At 60.5% G+C, this 13,234-nt stretch carries 12 protein-coding genes; 3 read left to right on the forward strand and 9 right to left on the reverse strand.

Annotated elements, in window-relative coordinates; all coding sequences use genetic code 11:
• Positions 1-583: 583 nt before the first annotated feature.
• Positions 584-1,447 carry a LysR family transcriptional regulator gene (locus tag GIV26_RS26180; protein WP_236282796.1) on the forward strand — a complete coding sequence of 288 codons (864 nt, stop codon included), beginning with the start codon at positions 584-586 and terminating at the stop codon, positions 1,445-1,447.
• 58 nt (positions 1,448-1,505) lie between these two features.
• Positions 1,506-2,510 (forward strand): LacI family DNA-binding transcriptional regulator, encoded by a 1,005-nt coding sequence (locus GIV26_RS26185; protein WP_054897430.1) that lies wholly within the window; start codon positions 1,506-1,508, stop codon positions 2,508-2,510.
• On the opposite strand, the gene GIV26_RS26190 is transcribed toward GIV26_RS26185, so the two are convergent.
• The 6 genes from GIV26_RS26190 to GIV26_RS26215 form a co-directional block, all read right to left on the reverse strand.
• A complete protein-coding gene (locus GIV26_RS26190; RefSeq protein ID WP_057974977.1) occupies positions 2,507-3,232 on the reverse strand; it encodes an SDR family oxidoreductase in 726 nt (241 codons plus the stop codon). The two genes, GIV26_RS26185 and GIV26_RS26190, sit on opposite strands and share 4 nt — an antisense overlap.
• A gap of 139 nt (positions 3,233-3,371) precedes the next feature.
• Positions 3,372-4,904, reverse strand: a complete 1,533-nt coding sequence (locus tag GIV26_RS26195) for an FGGY-family carbohydrate kinase (RefSeq protein WP_054917455.1) — start codon at positions 4,902-4,904, stop codon at positions 3,372-3,374.
• A gap of 1 nt (position 4,905) precedes the next feature.
• Entirely contained in the window at positions 4,906-5,985 is a 1,080-nt protein-coding gene (locus GIV26_RS26200) for an alcohol dehydrogenase catalytic domain-containing protein (protein ID WP_034128169.1), read from the reverse strand.
• Positions 5,986-6,010: 25 nt separating this feature from the next.
• The gene (locus GIV26_RS26205) at positions 6,011-7,003 is read right to left on the reverse strand and encodes an ABC transporter permease (protein ID WP_054897444.1); all 993 of its coding nucleotides are present in this window, start codon (positions 7,001-7,003) and stop codon (positions 6,011-6,013) included.
• The gene (locus GIV26_RS26210) at positions 6,969-8,477 is read right to left on the reverse strand and encodes a sugar ABC transporter ATP-binding protein (RefSeq protein ID WP_057974979.1); all 1,509 of its coding nucleotides are present in this window, start codon (positions 8,475-8,477) and stop codon (positions 6,969-6,971) included. The genes GIV26_RS26205 and GIV26_RS26210 overlap by 35 nt, the downstream gene beginning before the upstream one ends.
• A 63-nt stretch (positions 8,478-8,540) precedes the next feature.
• Complete coding sequence (locus tag GIV26_RS26215) at positions 8,541-9,464, reverse strand: substrate-binding domain-containing protein (protein WP_057974980.1); 924 nt, start codon at positions 9,462-9,464, stop codon at positions 8,541-8,543.
• Positions 9,465-9,794: 330 nt separating this feature from the next.
• Between GIV26_RS26215 and GIV26_RS26220 the strand changes: the two genes are divergently transcribed.
• The gene (locus GIV26_RS26220; RefSeq protein ID WP_236282805.1) at positions 9,795-10,472 is read left to right on the forward strand and encodes a sterol desaturase family protein; all 678 of its coding nucleotides are present in this window, start codon (positions 9,795-9,797) and stop codon (positions 10,470-10,472) included.
• Between the two features lie 99 nt (positions 10,473-10,571).
• Here the strand turns inward: GIV26_RS26220 and GIV26_RS26225 are convergent, their stop codons facing one another.
• From GIV26_RS26225 to GIV26_RS26235, 3 genes are all read right to left on the reverse strand, one after another.
• Positions 10,572-12,083, reverse strand: coding sequence for a hypothetical protein (locus tag GIV26_RS26225; RefSeq protein WP_236282807.1), 1,512 nt, complete (start codon positions 12,081-12,083; stop codon positions 10,572-10,574).
• A gap of 152 nt (positions 12,084-12,235) precedes the next feature.
• Positions 12,236-12,592, reverse strand: coding sequence for a hypothetical protein (locus GIV26_RS26230; RefSeq protein ID WP_034128276.1), 357 nt, complete (start codon positions 12,590-12,592; stop codon positions 12,236-12,238).
• A gap of 126 nt (positions 12,593-12,718) precedes the next feature.
• Entirely contained in the window at positions 12,719-13,099 is a 381-nt protein-coding gene (locus GIV26_RS26235) for a hypothetical protein (RefSeq protein ID WP_034128173.1), read from the reverse strand.
• Positions 13,100-13,234 lie beyond the last annotated feature (135 nt).

Raw genomic sequence — 13,234 nt, forward strand, 5'->3', positions numbered from 1 at the left:
CTCTTGATCTGCTTTTGATCTTGATCTCAGGCGCCCCGTTAAACCACGCTGGCCGGAATTCGACAGGGATTTGGGGGGTAAACCGGCAGGGATGCCGGTTTAGCCGCCCCGCGCCATGGATGGCGCGTGGCGGCGGCCCCCCAAATCACTGGCGGATTACGGGCACACCGAGCCTAAGCGAGGTGCCGAGTGGTGGGGCAAGAGCGCTTTGCTTACTTTCGCGCTTTTCGAAAGTGAGCCGCCGTCAGGGCGGAACCCTAAGTGGCCGTTACCGCAGCAATGGATATGTACACCATCCAACTGTGTTGACTGCCAGGCTGCCTTCGCAGGCAAGCCAGCTCCCACATAGGACTGCGGCGCGTCAGGTGGACAAGCGTCGCTGTCAGGCCGCCACGGGAGCAAGCTCCCTCGCCACAGATACAGCGTCGTACCAAAGTTATGTAGATACCTATGCTGCGATAGCGGTGTGTCAGAGGCCGTTGGGCTAACTGAACCGCCGATTTCGCAGGCAAGCCAGCCCCACATGGATCGCATTCCAATCCTGCATCGCTCTACAATGCCCCTATTCATCCCCGGGGGCTTCATGGACATCGAACTGGCACGCACCTTCCTCGAAATCACCCGCTGCGGCAGCCTGGCCGCGGCGGCCGAGAAACTGCACGTCACCCAGACCGCCATCACCGCTCGTGTCAAAAACCTCGAGAACCAGCTCGGCTGCACGCTGTTCGTGCGCAACCGTGCCGGTGCGCGGCTGACCGCCGACGGCGAGGCCTTCGTGGTGTACGCCAACCACTTGCTGCAAACCTGGGAAGCCGCCCGCCGTGACCTGCCATTGCCGGACGGCTATCGCAATGTACTGCATATCGGCGGGGAGGTCAGCCTGTGCAACCCGTTGATGCTCGGCTGGGCCAAGGCGCTGCGCGAGCAGATACCGGGGCACGCCTTGCGCACCGAAGTGCGTGAAGGCGAATACCTGCTGCGCCAACTGGAGCTGGGTGTGCTAGATGCCGCCTTGGTGTTCCAGCCGCAATACTGGCCCGGCTTGCAGGTGGAGCAGGTGCTGGAAGAAAAACTGATTCTGGTGCAACTGGCGAGCAAACCCTCGCCTTACGTGTATATCGACTGGGGCCAGGGTTTTCGCCAGCAACACGACGCCGCCCTGCCCGACCGTGCGCGTGCCGCACTGAGTTTCAACCTGGGGCCGCTGGCGTTGCAGTACATCCTGGAGAATGGCGGGGCTGGCTACTTCCGCACGCGGGTGGTGCAGAGCTACCTGGACAGCGGCGTCATGCAGCGCGTGGCCAAGGCGCCGGAATTCAGCTTTCCGACCTACCTGGTGTATTCACGGGCGCGAGATTCAGCGGTGTTGCAGCAGGCCTTGGAACTGCTGCGCGAGGTGGTGAAGGCCGAAGGCGACTGGTCGCAACGCTGGGATCCGCTGATTTGAATCACTCTACGCTTGCGCACATGCTAGCCTGCTGGTGTTTACTCTCGCAGTCTTACCGATGAACAAGAAAAAGTCCGTCACCATCAGCGACATTGCCAAACGGGTCGGCATGACCACCATTACGGTGTCCCGCGCGTTGAGCAAACCCGACCTGGTCAAACCCGCCACCCTGGCGCGCATCCTGGAAGTGGCACGCGAGCTGGACTACGTGCCCAACGCCTTCGCCCGCGGGCTCAAGCGCAGTGAAAGCCTGATCATCGGGGTCATCACCGCATCGGTAGACAACCCGTTCTACAGCGAGATGATCAAGGCGATTTCCCGCGAGGCGAAAAAGCACGGCTACACCATCATGCTGGTGGACACCGATGAGCTGGAAGAACTCGAAAGCAAGGCGGTCGATACCCTGCTGGGCTATCGCGTGGCGGGGATCATCCTGTCGCCGGTCTCCGACGAGCCGAGCTACCAGCCCGACTACCTGGAGCGCCTGGGCAACGGCAAGACCCCGGTGGTGCTGCTCGATCGCACGATCCACGACAGCCCGTTCAGCCGCGTGGTGCTCGACAACTACCACAGCGGCCTGCAAGCCGCGCACTACCTGTTACGCCAAACCCCGAACCTCAAGCGCCTGCTGGTGCTGACCGGCCCCGAGCACTCGCGTATCAGCGTGGAACGCCTCAAAGGCCTGCGGGAAGTGCTGGCCGAACATCCCGACATCCAGGTCGAGGTGCAAGCGGGCGACTACACGCTGATGCCGGCTTACCTGCATACCCTCGATTACCTGGCCGCGCACTCGGCACCGGACGCGATCATGGGTTTCAACCAGTTGATCACCCTGGGCGCCCTGCGTGCGTTGCGCATGCATAACATCGCCCATGACAGCCTGACCATCTGCGGCATCGACCGCCTGCCCTTCGCCGATATCTTTGGCGTGCCGATTGCCTGCGTGGCCCACGACGCGTCCCTGGCCGGCAGCAGTGCGGTGCGCCTGCTGCTTGATCGCCTGCAAGACCCGCACAAGCCACGGGACAAAGTGGTTATCGCCGGGCAGTTGGAAAACGGCTAGCGGCTGGTGTAGCCGCCGTCCACCGGCAGGCTCACGCCACTGATCATGCTCGCCGCGTCGCTAAGCAAAAACAGCACCGGCAGCGCCACTTCCGCCGGTTGCGCAAAACGCCCCAAAGGAATCGCTGCCAGCGCCGGGTCGCGCTTGGCCGGGTCGGACCAGGCCATGGCCGCCATCGGCGTCAAGGTCACGGTGGGGTTGACGCTGTTGACGCGTATGCCAAAACGGCCCCACTCGGCGCATTGCACGCGGGTGATCGCATCCAGTGCAGCCTTGGAGGCGCAGTAGCTCAGGTGATCGTCCAGCGCCACCAACGACGCCTGGCTGGAGACGTTGACGATGCTGCCGGCCATGTTCGCCTCGATCATCTTTGCCGCGACCCGGCTGGCCACTTGCGCAGCGGCGCGGGCGTTGACTTGCATTACCTGGTCGAAGGCGTTGGCGCTGATGGCCGCGGCAGGCTCCAGGCGTGAGATACCGGCGCAGTTGACCAGGCCGTGCAGAGGCGGCAAATCTTGCAGGGTTTTATCGAGGGCGATGCTGTCAGCGATATCCACGCACAAGGTGCGGCACCCCAATGCCGCCAACGCCTGGGCATCGCGACCGAGAGCGAAGACTTCGGCGCCGCTGGCGATCAGTTGCTGGGCAATTTCGCGACCGATGCCGCTGCTGGCACCGGTGACGAGGATGCGCTGGTACGAAAAGTCGAAGGTGGTAGACATAAATAAAGATCTCAAAACCAATGAAGACCCACTGTGGGAGCTGGCTTGCCTGCGATAGCGGAGTGTCAGTCTCCTTATCGGGTGCTGATACACCGCTATCGCAGGCAAGCCAGCTCCCACAGTTTTGGACGGTGTTGAATCAGGTGGCTTGCAGGTTGTGCATGACCGGTTTCAGGGCCGGATACAGCTTCAGGTACTCGGCAAACGCCCGGTCATAGGTCATGACATTCTCCCGCTTGGGCTGCGCCCGCAATTGCAACTGCACCCAACCCGTGTCCATCTGCCCATCACTCACCAACCCCATCGTATGCGCCGCCAACAACGCCGCGCCCAGGGCTGCTTCTACCTCCTGCACGATCGTGTACACCGGGTAGCGTGTGACGTCGGCGATGATCTGCATCCACAGGTCCGAATGGCTCGCCCCGCCCACCACAATCAAGCGCGGGTCCAGGGAATGCGCGCCCTGGCTGCCCGCTTCGATATTGTGGCGCAGGGCAAAACTCACGCCCTCCAGCACCGCGCGGTACAGGTGAAAGCGGCTGTGGTAGAGGTTGAGCCCGACAAAACTGCCGCTGGCGCGGTCATCCCACACCGGGCTGCGCTCGCCCATCAAGTAAGGCAAAAACACCACGCCTTCGCTGCCTGCCGGAATCTTCATCGCGCTCTGCTCCAGCAGCGCCAGGCTGTCTTGCCCCGTGGCCTGGGCCTGCTGTTCTTCGGCCTGGCAGAACTGCTCGCGAAACCAGCTGACCGAGGCCCCGGCGGTGATCGCACCGCCGAAGATGTACAGGTCGCGGTGGCCGTTGTAGACGTGGGGCATGCTCACCAAACCGTGACGTGCATCCACCTGCTGGTTCAGGTAGCCCCAGCACATGCTGGTGCCGATCATCGCCACATGATTGCCTGGCTGAGTGACACCCGCCGCCAGGGTCGCCATGGCCGCGTCCACGCCCCCAGCGAGGATCGGCGTGCCCGCCTGCAAGCCCAGGCGTGCGGCCCAGTCTGCAAGCAAACCACCCACCACCTCGCCGGAATACAGCAACCGCTCGGGCATCATCGACTGCGCGATACCCAACGCCTCCAGCATCTCGCCTGACCAGTTGCGCGCCGCCACGTCGTAGACACCGCCGATATTCCCGGCGCTGCTGTGGTCCACCGCCAACTCGCCGGTCAGGCACCAATTGATGTAGCTGTTGGGCGGCAACAGGTAACGGGTATTCGCCCACACCTGAGGCTGGTGCTGCTTGAGCCAGAGCATCTTGGTGAAGCCGTAGTAGCTGTCCACCGAATTGCCGGTGATGGCGAACAAGCGCTCCAGGTCCACATGCTCACGCACCCAGGCCACCTGCTCGCCGGCGCGGCGGTCCATCCAGATCAGGCACGGGTGCAGCGGCGTCATCTGCGCATCCACGGCAATGCCCGAACCACCGTACAAACTGCTGATGCACAGCGCCTTGACCTGCGGCGCCGGTACCCCGGCCTTGGCCATGCACTGGGCCACGCACGTTTCGACAGCATCCAGCCACACCTGCGGCCACTGCTCGGCCCAGCGCACTTTCGGGGTGTCCACCCGGTAGCCTTGGCTATGCTGGGCGATGATCGTGCCTTGGGCATCCACCAGCAGCGCCTTGGTGCTCTGGGTGCCAATGTCTACACCGATGACGTAGTCCATCTCAGAGCACCGGCTTCAACAGCACCTTGATCGACTTGGTCGAATTGGCCAGTTCAAACGCCTCGGCCCAGTCGTCCAGCGGGAAATCATGGGTGACAATGCCTTGGGAGGTGACCAGGCCACGCTCGAACAGGTCGATGGCGATCGGGTAGCAATACGGGCCCAGGTGCGCGCCGCGCACGTCGAGCTCCTTGCGGTCGCCGATGATCGACCAGTCCACGCTGGTCTCGGCGCCAAACACGCTGAACTCGACAAAGCGCCCGAGCTTGCGGATCAGGTCCAGGCCCTGGGTGACGCCGGCCGGTACGCCCGTGGTTTCGATATAGACGTCGCAGCCGTAGTTGTCCGTCAGCCCGTTGATGATCTCGCGAGCGTTGTCACGGGCGGGGTTGATCACCACATCGGCGCCGAATTTTTTCGCCAGCTCCAGGCGTTCATCGACCATGTCGATCACCACCAGCTTCTTCGGGGTCTTCAGCGCGGCGACCTGGACCATGCACAGGCCCAGGGTGCCCGCGCCGGCAATCACCACCACGTCGTCGAGCTGGATATCGCCACGGTTGACGGTATGGATCGAGCAGGCCATCGGCTCCACCAGCGCCGAGTCTTCCAGGGACACCGACTCAGGGATCTTGTGCACGATGGCGGTCTTGGGAATGCGCATGTATTGGGCCATGCCGCCTTCGGCCACTTCGCGCTGGAAGCCGAAGATGTTGTGCACTTCGCACATCCAGTATTTGCCTGATTTGCAGAAGCGGCACTTGCCACACGGCACGATTTGTTCGGCGATGACCTTGTCACCGACCTTGACCTCAAAGTGCTCCTCGGCGCCCTCGCCGGCTTCGACCACGTAGCCGAAAAATTCGTGGCCCGGTACTACCGGCGCCTTGACCCAGGGGTTGTCGCCGCCCCAGAACATCGCAGCGCCCGAGTGGCACTTGCAGTCACTGGCGCAGATGCCGCAGGCGGCGATACGGATCACCAGCTCATTGGCACGCGCCTGGGGTTTGCCGATGCGCTCCAGGCGGTAGTCTTTCGGGCCGTGGCAGACGACGGCTTGCATGTGAGTGTGCTTGTCCATGTGTTCGGTCCTGTGTAGTGAGGTATTAACGATGGCGCTGACGGCTGATGAAAATCGCCAGCAAGATGATCCCGCCCTTGATCACGCTCTGGACGTAGGGCGACACGCCAAGCATGTTCAAACCGTTGTTCAACACGCCCAGCAGCATGGCGCCGAGCAAGGTGCCGATGATCACTCCGCGGCCGCCGGCAATCGACGCACCACCCAGTACCACGGCGGCAATCGCATCCAGCTCGAACGACACGCCGGCATTCGGCTGGCCGCTCATCAAGCGCGAGGTGAGCACCAGCCCGGCAATCGCGGCGGTGAAGCCGCTGATGCCGTACACCAGCAGCTTGAAACGCGCCGCTCGCACCCCGGACAAGCGCACCGCTTCTTCATTGCCGCCGATGGCGTAGATGTAGCGGCCGATGCGAGTGTGTTGCAGCAGCACATAGGCCGCCAGGTAGGTGATCAGCATGATCAGGATCGGCACCTGCAGGCCAAACACACTGGCGCGACCGAAGAACGCGAACCACTCTGGCAAGCCGGAAATCGGGTAGCCGTCGGTGTACATCAGCCCGAACCCGCGGGCGATACCCATGGTCGCCAGGGTGACGATGATCGGCGGCATATGCAGGTACGCCACGAACAGCCCGTTGCCGATGCCGAAGGCCACGCCCACCAGCAGCCCGGCGCCAATCGCCAGGCCCGGCGGCAACCCGGCGACCATCAGCCCGGCGGTCAAGGTGCCGGACAACGCCATCACCGGCCCCACCGACAAGTCGATGCCACCGGTGAGAATCACGCAGGTCATGCCCACCGCGATGATTGCGTTGATCGACACCTGGCGGGCGATGTTGGAGAGATTGCTGGCAGTGAGGAAGGTGTCACTGGCGAGGATCATCACCAGGGTCACCACCACCAGCCCGACAAAGGGATAAAACGCCGGCGAACGCAGCAGCCGCGCCAGGTTCAGGCGCAAGCGGCCGGTGCCGGCGGTGTTAATGGACGTATTCACTTGAGCCCCCTGTTGCATGGCGCATGACCTCTTGAGGATTGACGGCGGACGCTTCCAGTACCTTGACGATGGCGCCCTTGTGGAACACGGCGACGCGGTCGCACATGCCGATGACTTCGGGCAGCTCGGAGGAAATCATGATGATCGCGTAGCCCTGTTCGGTGAGGCTGCGCATCAGCGCGTAGATCTGCGCCTTGGCACCCACGTCGATGCCGCGTGTGGGTTCGTCGAACACCAGCACGTCGCAGTGGTGGTTGATCCAGCGGGCGATCACGACTTTTTGCTGGTTGCCGCCGCTGAGGTTCACCACAAGGCTTTCGCCACTGGGTGCCTTGATCGACAGCTGGCGCATCAGCGCTTCGACGCTGGCGCACTCGCGGACCTTGTCGATCAGGCCCGAGGCGTGCTGATACTTGGGCAAATTGTTCAGCGAGATATTTTCGCGAATGCTGAAGGCGGTGATCAGCCCTTCGCTCTTGCGGCTTTCGGGGAGCAGGCCGATGCCGCAGGCCAGGGCTTGGGCCGGGTCATCGAGGCTGACTTTTTCTCCGCGCAGCCACACGTCTTTGCTCACCGTGGGCAGCGCGCCCATCATGCCCAGGGCCAGCTCGGTGCGGCCCGAGCCCACCAGGCCGGCGAAGCCCAGGATCTCGCCTTTATGCAAATTGAAACGGTTGTGGGGACCGTTGCGCACCAGCTGGATATCCTTGACCTCCAGCAGCAACGGGCCGCGTGCGGTAGTGGGTTTAGGCGGAAAACTGCACTCCAGGCGGCGGCCGACCATCATCTCGACCAGGCGGTCGATGTCGCTGTCGGCCACCTCGGTGACGCCCGCATTGCCGCCGTCGCGAAGCACGCTGATGCGGTCGCAGACCTGGAAAATCTCTTCCAGGTGGTGCGAGATAAAAATCACCGCCACGCCCTGGCGCTTGAGTTCGCGCATGATGCCAAACAGCAACTCGGCCTCACTGGGGGTCAGCGTCGCGGTTGGCTCATCGAGCACCAGCAGGCGTGCGTCCAAAGCCAGTGCCTTGGCGATTTCGACAAACTGCTGCTCGGCCACGCTCAGGTGCTTGACCGCGCAGTGCAGATCGATGCTGACCCCGAGGCGCTCGAACAACGCATGCGCCGCCTCGGCCATTTCGCGCTTGCGCAACAGGCCGAAGCGGTTGCTCAGCTCATGGCCGAGGAAGATGTTTTCTACCGCCGTGAGGTAGGGAATCAGGCTGAATTCCTGGAACACAATGCCAATCCCGGCGGCAATCGCATCCCGATAGGTCGCAAATTTTCGGGCCTGCCCGTCGATAAAAATTTGCCCTTCGTCCTGATGCTCGACCCCGCCTAGAATCTTCATCAGGGTGGATTTGCCCGCGCCATTTTCCCCGAGCAAGGCGTGGATTTCGCCGCGCTCCACTTGCAGGTTGATGGCCTTGAGGGCCTGCACCCCAGGGTAACGCTTACAGATGTTTTCCAGCTTCAGAAGACTGCTCATACCGCCGACCTCGCACTCAGAAGGAAGACCTGGGCCCCACGAACTACGCGGGGCCTGGGGGGGTTACCAGCTGAAGTCCTTGGCCTTGGCCTGGTCGATCAGGGTGATGTCCACCGGCACGCTGGCCGGTACTTGGGCGCCCCACTTCTTGGCCAGGGCGATGCCCAGTGCTAGGCGGATCTGGTCGCGGGGGTATTGGGCCGAGGTGGCGATGAAATGGCTGCCGGGTTTCTGGATCGCCTTGATCGCTTCCGGCGCACCGTCGACGCTGACCAGCTTCACGTCCATACCGCTGGCTTCGATGGCCGACAGCGCGCCGAGAGAGCCATTGTCATTCACGCTGAAAATGCCCTTGAGGGTAGGCTGGGCCTGCAACATGTTTTCGGTGACGGTCAGCGCCTGATCGCGTTCCTGTTTGCCGTTCTGGATGCTGACAATCTTAATGTCCGGGTGCTTGGCCACCGCCTCTTTGCAGCCGCGTACACGTTCGAGGATCGGCACCACGGCGATGCCGTCAAGGATGGCGATATTGCCTTTGTCACCGATGGTTTTAGCCAGATACTCACAGGCCTGGAAACCAGCGTCGAAGTTCTTCGACCCCACGAACGAATCCAACGGGCCATCTGCCTGGGCATCCACCGCCACCACTACGACGCCGGCAGCATGGGCCGACTTGACAGCTGATTGCACACCGACGGAATCAGTGGGGTTGATCAGCAGGATGTCGATGCCCTTTTGCAGCATGTCTTCGACATCACTGACCTGCTTGGACACGTCGTGGCGGGCGTCGGTGATGATCAACTTGGCACCGATGGTCGCGCCGGCTTCTTCCAGGGCGTTTTTCATGGTGACGAAATAGGGGTTGTTGATTTCCTGGAACGAGGCGCCGATGCGGATGGGCTTGGCAGCGTCGGCAAACGCGGGGGTCGCACTGCCCAGGGTGATGCTGGCGACCAGTAAACACAGGGTTTTCGGGAGCATTTTCATGGCGTGGGTCTCTGTTTTGTTTTTATTTTTAGAGCAAATGTTATCGTTAACATTTTGCCAGAAGCTAACAAGTAATTCAGACCTGTGCAAGCCTCCACTGGTCGGTCTCGGGCAAAAACGTGGGAGCTGGCTTGCCCTCCGGTTGTAGGAGCGAGCTTGCTCGCGAAAAACTCACAGGCGCCGCGTTTATTCAGAAGCCCGCGTTATCGTTGACATTTTTCGCGAGCAAGCTCGCTCCTACAGGGGGGATGAGGTGGTCAGTAAAAACTCGCACATCCGCTTACGCCAACTAAGCTCAGCCTCAAATAAAAACACAGCGAGCAGCCGGCCATGCCCCACCCGACCGAGACTTTCCGCGACCGTTACCGCGCAAGCGTCAACCCGCGTTACAACCCCTGGCTGCACGCCGCATTCGTGCTTGGCTACGGCATCGCCTGCATCACGCTGGCCTGGTCCTCCACCGCCGATATCACCGCCCTGCAGTGGCTGACCGTGCCCCTGACCCTGCTGTTCTTCAACCTGTGCATCTACCTCGTGCACCGCCACCTGGGCCATCACAAACATGCATTCGCCCGGCTGTTCTACGCACGCCACACCGGCGATCACCACAGCTTCTTCACCCCCGGCCACATGACCTACGACAGCCCTCGGGACTGGCGCGTCATCCTGTTTCCAGCCTGGCTGATCATGCTGCACAGCCTGGCCATCACCCTTCCCGCCTGGTGGCTGCTCAGCGAACTGAGCACCAACGTTGCCGGGTTGTTTGCAGGCTGCGTGATCCTTGGCTACCTGCTCTACGAAGTGTTCCATGCCTGCGAACACCTGCCTGCCGAACACCCGGTGGCACGCCTGCCATGGATTCGCCAGATGCACCGCCTGCATGCCTTGCACCACCGTCGCGAGCTGATGCAGGGGCGTAATTTCAACATCGTGCTGCCATTGATGGACTATCTGTTTGGCACTTTGTATTGGGAGCCGGTCAGCCACGATAACCAGCGGTCGTCATAAGCATCCGGCGGAAAAATGCAGCAATGGCGTTACGCATTGACGCAAAAAGGGCATACAGCTGCTTTGCCTGTATGCCCTTTGCGCTAAGCCGCCACTGGCTTAGCTCTTGGTACTGCTGAGCAAGGTTTGTTTGCACAAATGGCCAAAGCTCACGAACTGGGTGTTCTCACCGCCGACACCAATGCCCGGGTACTCCAGTACCTCCATGCGCCAAACCCCATAGTTGAAGTCGGTACGCCAGGTATTGTTGTAACCTTGGGAGTAATCGACAAACTCAGTCTGGAAATCACCGAAGCAGGTACCCACGTTGATCGTGCCGCCGGCTTGGCCCGAGCTGTCGGTAGCCGCCGAGTAAGCCTTGTAGACGATATCTCCGGTGTCCGGGTTGATGTGCTGGTCGAGGTAGACAATCGGGTGCAACCCCACCAGGGGCGCACCGGTGCTGTCCGACAGGCCCATGGTCCAGGTCAGATCCCGGTAGGCTTGGGTGGTCATATAGCCGTAACCCACGTTGGAAGCGGAATACGGGATACGCAACACATTCGCCTCGCCTTTCATATCCGGGTTGTTAACATGTGGGTTGGAACCAAAGGACAGCGTGTATTTACCCGTCGCACTCCAAGGCTCATTCGGGTGCTGGTTGGGCCGCACGCGCACCTTCACCACACCGCCTACGCCTGGGCTTGGGATCGACGTCGAGATCACATTGGCGCCCACGGTGACCCACTGGCTGCCATCGAAACGCTCAAGGATCCATTTGCCACGGGTACTACCGCTAGCGGCATCGGCCACCAACGCAATACCCACACTCTGGCCACGCACAGCGGTGAAATCGAAGTAATCAACATCGTCGAGGCTGTCGGCATTACCGCTGAGGTAGTTCAGCGTGTCCGGCAGCTGGAAGGCCGTGTCCGGCGTGTCGTTGGGCTCGTAGGCGTCGATATTGGTGTCGACCGCCACACCGAACTGGAAGCTCGACCCGTCGACCGCCGCATTGGCCTCCATGAACCAGTAATAATCACCGGCCGGCACCACACCGCTTAGGCTTTCGTCGCCATTGCCCGGGTTATTGGAGGTGCCCATGGGAAGCGGGTTGCCCTGACCATCGTCCTGGAACAGTGACAATGACATGTCGGTACCCACCGTCTGATTGACCAGCAAGGCGTTGATCCTGGCCTTCTGCGGCAAATTGAAGTGATAGCACAGCAAAGCGCCGGCCTGCACGCCCTCAATTGTGTAGAGCGCGTTCACGTCCAGCGTGACTTCACAACCCTGGACCAAAGCCGCTTGCGCGGCAGACGCTTGCTTGCCAGTGGCCTTTTGCACTTTGCCTACCGCAGCGGGCGCAATGATGTCTTCCACCACCGAGTCCGCCTTGGACTTGGCAGCGAACACGGGCTTCTTCAGGTGAGCGCTCGATTGCAGTCGCTGTTTGAGCGTAGCGGGTGCCTTGTTGGCTTGGATTTTCGAAGCATCTTTCAAAGCTTGCTTGACGCTGACTTGAGGCGTTTGCGCCGCCAGATGAGGGTATTGCTCGGCCAGGGCAAAGGCCGAAACGAAGCAAGAGGCCGCCATGGCCGCGCCCATAATGAAGGCTTTTTTCGATTTCATTTTTTATCCATCCATAGTTAAAAAATTGAAGCTCAGGTAACCGGCGACATCCGGTCACCTGGGATGGACTGTAGGATAAGACTGTATGCATGTACAGCACTTTTTCTAAAAAATGTGAGCCTGGAATTCAGGCTCAAGAAGCGAGAGCACCTCTAAAGCCAGGTGCACCAATAGCCCCAACTGATCGCCCACATTATCGCGAGCCGATAGGGCCATACAGCCCAACGCTTGAGCGCTGGCGGAATGACGGCTAGCTCTGCCTCGGTCATGTAACCTTCTTTCACGGAGCGTTCTGGCGCGCGGAGGATATCAATCATTAGACACATGCGATGAAACCTGACGAACCGCTGGTTTCGTCCCCAGCGTTGCTGATATTTACGCACCTGCACGTTTTCAATGAAGTAACCTTCCAACGCCTCGAGTTTTGTTCGTTCGACAAAGAGCATTAATCCCAAAATGACGAACGCTCCAACCAACATCACCAGGGTGTAAGCGAGAAAAAACGACATTGTCATGCCCCAGGTGGGAAAATCGAATCACTCTTGATCTATAGCGCCCCGTAATGACCGCCTGCTGGTTCGCACACGTCTACCAATTGCCAATTCAAGAGGTGTTTTCGCGAGTGAGGCCTAGTTCTATGGAATTGGGATATCGCACCATCTGCGCCATACCTCCCACACAATCATTTCGATGATACAAACATCCGCGAGGCGATACGGCCACAAGGCCCAGCGCTTAAGCGTCAAGGGGACAGACGCCAGCTCGGCTTCGGTCACAAGGCCTGCCTTCAGAAAAGCTTTCGGCCCTGACAGGATGTCGATCATCAGGCTCATTCGATGATATCTATCGATCGGATCATATCCTTCCCTGAAACGCTTATGTCTAAGAACCTTCTCGTTCTCACTGAAGTAACTTTCCAGTTCATCCAGCTTTGCGTATTCAGCAAACACTATCAGTACGAAGACGACAAATACCCAAGCGAACATCACAATGCTATATACAAGAAAAAGGGACATCGTTATGTGCCCTCGGGTTGGAATATCAGATCGCCGTCGACTGCCAATATTCTTCCCCCCAAAAACCCACCAAACTCACCAAAAAAAGCGCCTCCCGCCGCCCCACCCACAGCCCCTCCGATAATTCCACAAGCC

It is taken from the genome of Pseudomonas sp. PA-1-3F, from assembly GCF_021609665.1.
In the GTDB taxonomy this organism is placed as follows: domain Bacteria; phylum Pseudomonadota; class Gammaproteobacteria; order Pseudomonadales; family Pseudomonadaceae; genus Aquipseudomonas; species Aquipseudomonas paracarnis.

Bases quoted from the DNA above. Each gene is read 5' to 3' on its own strand.
- GIV26_RS26185 (WP_054897430.1), top strand. From the start codon at position 1,506: ATGAACAAGAAAAAGTCCGTCACCATCAGCGACATTGCCAAACGGGTC.
- GIV26_RS26210 (WP_057974979.1), bottom strand. From the start codon at position 8,477: ATGAGCAGTCTTCTGAAGCTGGAAAACATCTGTAAGCGTTACCCTGGG.
- GIV26_RS26230 (WP_034128276.1), bottom strand. From the start codon at position 12,592: ATGTCGTTTTTTCTCGCTTACACCCTGGTGATGTTGGTTGGAGCGTTC.
- GIV26_RS26190 (WP_057974977.1), bottom strand. From the start codon at position 3,232: ATGTCTACCACCTTCGACTTTTCGTACCAGCGCATCCTCGTCACCGGT.
- GIV26_RS26200 (WP_034128169.1), bottom strand. From the start codon at position 5,985: ATGGACAAGCACACTCACATGCAAGCCGTCGTCTGCCACGGCCCGAAA.
- GIV26_RS26225 (WP_236282807.1), bottom strand. From the start codon at position 12,083: ATGAAATCGAAAAAAGCCTTCATTATGGGCGCGGCCATGGCGGCCTCT.
- GIV26_RS26235 (WP_034128173.1), bottom strand. From the start codon at position 13,099: ATGTCCCTTTTTCTTGTATATAGCATTGTGATGTTCGCTTGGGTATTT.
- GIV26_RS26180 (WP_236282796.1), top strand. From the start codon at position 584: ATGGACATCGAACTGGCACGCACCTTCCTCGAAATCACCCGCTGCGGC.
- GIV26_RS26215 (WP_057974980.1), bottom strand. From the start codon at position 9,464: ATGAAAATGCTCCCGAAAACCCTGTGTTTACTGGTCGCCAGCATCACC.
- GIV26_RS26205 (WP_054897444.1), bottom strand. From the start codon at position 7,003: ATGCAACAGGGGGCTCAAGTGAATACGTCCATTAACACCGCCGGCACC.
- GIV26_RS26195 (WP_054917455.1), bottom strand. From the start codon at position 4,904: ATGGACTACGTCATCGGTGTAGACATTGGCACCCAGAGCACCAAGGCG.
- GIV26_RS26220 (WP_236282805.1), top strand. From the start codon at position 9,795: ATGCCCCACCCGACCGAGACTTTCCGCGACCGTTACCGCGCAAGCGTC.